We start from the raw sequence: 2,495 nt of genomic DNA, 5'->3' as shown, positions 1-2,495 counted from the left end.
TCGCCGTCATCGCGATCGTCAACGCGGACGGGGATTCACTACTGCAGGCGGTCAACGTCGTCGCCGCCGTCAGCGCCAACAGGGCAGCAGCACACGTGGTGCGGGTGATCGTCATGATCGGTGTTCCCTTCGTAGAGGTCATGCACAGAAACCGAGGCGGCGTAGCGGAGCCAGTGAGTTCCGCCAGCTGCGGAAGTCGCTCGGTGTGCCGGCGAAGCAGGTGATGATCTGCCCGTCGCGGAGCACGAGGAGGTGCTGTTTGCTGGTGCGGCGGGTGACGTATCCGGCGTCGTGAAGTTTGGCGACGAGTCGGCGCTGTTCCTTGTGCATCCGGTCTCCTCGGTTCTGTGCGGGTCACAGCGGGGTGCGCTGTAACTTCGCTTCCGATGAGATCGCCACACACACGGCGCCGTCGTGGGGTTGTGTGCTGTGTGTGAGGCTTTTAGAACTTCGGCGGGCTGAGAACGCCGACCAATCGATTGTCAACTGTCATCGGTCGCATACAGAGCGTGCGAGGAACTGAGAAAGCTCGCTGCCTATACCGTTCTTGGAGACAGATAATCCAGATCTTGAACGTGCACGCCGACGGATTGGCCCGCTCACCAACCTGCAAGTCACTCAAAGCCAGGACAGGCCTGATCCGCACCTGTGGAACGCCAGTCGAACCGTCGCTCGACGGCCTTGCCCTACCTGCCCCTCCATTGAGAATTGAGCGTCACTCGTCGGAGTCCTTTGGAGTGATCTCGCTCGCCCGCACGTGCTCGCACCAGCCGCACACTGGGCATCGGACGCGGTCACGGGACATACGTTGCCTCTGAAGAACCCGTTCCCCACCCTGACGGCGATCGCTACGGAACCCCTCACGAACCCCATGTCGCCCCCAAGATATCCCCGGCAAGTCCGTCAATCTGCGGCCATGCGGTGAGAGTCGTTCCGGCAGAGCAGCTCCCCTTCAGCGCTACGAAGATCTATAACACCAGTCGTGAGCCTTTCGGTAGCCTGATTGCCCGTCGTTCGGTCGGCAGGCTTGCCGCGGCACGGATCCCGCGGATGTCATCGGCAGTCAACGGCGCAGACAGATCACGCTGAATGACCACGGTGCCGTCCCGATACGGAAATGCCTCCACGGTGGGCGGGAGCTGGGTTTCGTCGACGGGAAACTCTTGACCCAAATAGGTGCAGCTGCCGATCGTCGCACCGCCGGGCACGTAACTCTGAACCCGCGACTCAGCTCGCCGGTAAAGGACCGCTGTGGGGGCATCCCAGATATCAGTCAGCCCTTGAACGAGTCTCAATGCCAGTGTGATCCGAGATTCGTCGGCGAAAGTGCAGATGAAACTTCCCGTCCCCGAAGTGCCCCCGAAACCGGCCACCACGCGAATATCGCCGGCATTCGAGTACAGGCTTAGGTGTTGTGGGAGCGAGAGTGGATACATCCCACCGGTGGCGTGGCGTGATCGCCGCTTCTCGATCAATGCTGTTTCGATCGATCCTTCCGTCGGCGGCACCAGGATCTGCCGAACGTTCGAGGCGAGTATCTGCTCGACCGTCGCCTCGGGGGGGAGATCATCGCCTACCGACTGATAGAGGTCGACACCGAAGACCGGGTCGATGTCGCGAAGTAATTGCAGCGAACGAACAACGAGAGCGGCGGTGACACTTTCGGATGCTGGCGGCCCCTCAGGCGAGATGGCTCTCAAGGTCAGTCCGTCCGTCATGGTTCGGAGCAGTGATGTCGACGGCATTTTCACTCCTTTTCCGTCGCGGCTCAGGCGAATCGTTCACTAATCTGCGGGTCGTAGAGGCGATAGCCGAGTGAGTGCATCGCGCCGATGATCTCGTTGGCATGCTCTCCTCGGAATTTGTAGCCGATGAACTCGACCAACTGCTCACCGATGGATACGTCATAGGCCGGCGTTCCTTCAGGGTCAGTCCCGGGCGGGCGCAGGAACTGCCCGTCCCACGTCCAGCCTGGGAGGTCCTCCGCAAACGCCCGCAAGACACGGTCCCGGTCCACCACGTCGACACCTTTGACGGATTGCTCGTCGTTCAGGCGCGTGTAGACGTTGTCGGGGTCGAGATCATCGCCTCCAGCCCAGAACGCCAGGTTGTAGCTCATGCCGCCTAGTATGCCTGCCCTGACCATCGGGGGCGGGGTTGATGATTGCGACGTTCGCGGTGATCTCTCTGTACGAGCCGGTGAGGATGGTGGGGATCGCGCGTCGTCGGCGGATGATTCAGCTGCGCTGGACATGATCGGTTCTCCCCCGCGAAATCCCGTTCGTCTGAGGGGGATCGACGGACCTGCAAGGTTCAAGCTGCTTAAATCGACGGATGACGATCACCGGTTTGATCAGCGCTGGGCACCACACGTTTCTCATCTCCGCAGCCGACACCGATCCCACGGACACATACACCACGGGCCAGGTTTTCGACGCCGGCAACAATCTCATCTCGGTCCACACCGGCATCGCCTACGGCCCGGTCAACGTCAC

3 protein-coding genes are annotated in these 2,495 nt (G+C 61.2%); all 3 read right to left on the bottom strand.

The window, feature by feature from the left end:
* Positions 1–138 precede the first annotated feature (138 nt).
* Positions 139–330, bottom strand: a complete 192-nt coding sequence (locus A2J01_RS05420) for a hypothetical protein (protein ID WP_064112260.1) — start codon at positions 328–330, stop codon at positions 139–141.
* 638 nt (positions 331–968) lie between these two features.
* Complete coding sequence (locus tag A2J01_RS05415; protein WP_231915708.1) at positions 969–1,745, bottom strand: hypothetical protein; 777 nt, start codon at positions 1,743–1,745, stop codon at positions 969–971.
* A gap of 23 nt (positions 1,746–1,768) precedes the next feature.
* Complete coding sequence (locus tag A2J01_RS05410; protein WP_064112259.1) at positions 1,769–2,119, bottom strand: hypothetical protein; 351 nt, start codon at positions 2,117–2,119, stop codon at positions 1,769–1,771.
* Positions 2,120–2,495: the final 376 nt, after the last annotated feature.

The sequence above is a fragment of the Rhodococcus sp. EPR-134 genome (genome assembly GCF_001647205.1).
GTDB lineage: Bacteria > Actinomycetota > Actinomycetes > Mycobacteriales > Mycobacteriaceae > Rhodococcus_F > Rhodococcus_F qingshengii.
This window is presented reverse-complemented; position numbering and strand designations above follow the sequence as displayed.